This is a genomic window from Mesorhizobium sp. M4B.F.Ca.ET.089.01.1.1 (assembly GCF_004022605.1).
Classification (GTDB): Bacteria; Pseudomonadota; Alphaproteobacteria; order Rhizobiales; family Rhizobiaceae; genus Mesorhizobium; species Mesorhizobium abyssinicae.
Genome location: NZ_RZOS01001193.1, coordinates 1 through 604 on the forward strand (window position 1 = coordinate 1; position 604 = coordinate 604).

The following is a 604-nucleotide window of genomic DNA, read 5'->3' on the forward strand; positions in this document are numbered from 1 at the left end:
GCGTATTGACCACTGCCAGGCACTCGACGCCTTTCTCACGCAGAGCCGGATTGAGTTGCGCCATGGCCGCGACGTGACGGCGGCAGAACGGACAGTGCAGACCGCGAAACAAACCGATCAACAACGGGCTACGGCCTCGAAAATCATTGAGCGCAATCTTGCCTTCTCGCGAGATAGCATCGAGCACTATATTGGGCGCTGGGTCGCCCGGCTGCAGTGGGCGGTTAACACTACACATGGACATGGACACAAACTCCTCGCCCAAGCTCAGTCAGCAAAAGGCAGCAACACTACATTTCGGGTTGCGCCCGCTGGGCGCAAACTCCCGCGCCAGAGCAAACAGCGTTCGGCCTCTGCCATATGCCGAGGTCAAGGTTGCAAGCCCATCATAGCACGAAAAAAGCATCTGCGGCTCACGCGTATCGCGAGCCGTCTCGGACGCCGCGGCAAACAGTGGTCGTCTCATCCGTGCGTAGGACGACCACAGCGGCGAGACCGACAGGATCTTTCAAACGGTGCTCAACGTCTTGAAACTTGGGCGGCTTCGATGTGACCGGAGCCGGCAACGGTGTGTTAGCCCAGATTCGCGACCTCTGCGTAGAAC

At 59.1% G+C, this 604-nt stretch carries 1 protein-coding gene; it reads right to left on the reverse strand.

The features are described 5' to 3' along the window. On the reverse strand, positions 1-244 hold a 244-nt coding region (locus EN780_RS36725; RefSeq protein WP_128276617.1), incomplete at its 3' end, for a redoxin domain-containing protein. Between the last annotated feature and the right edge of the window lie 360 nt (positions 245-604).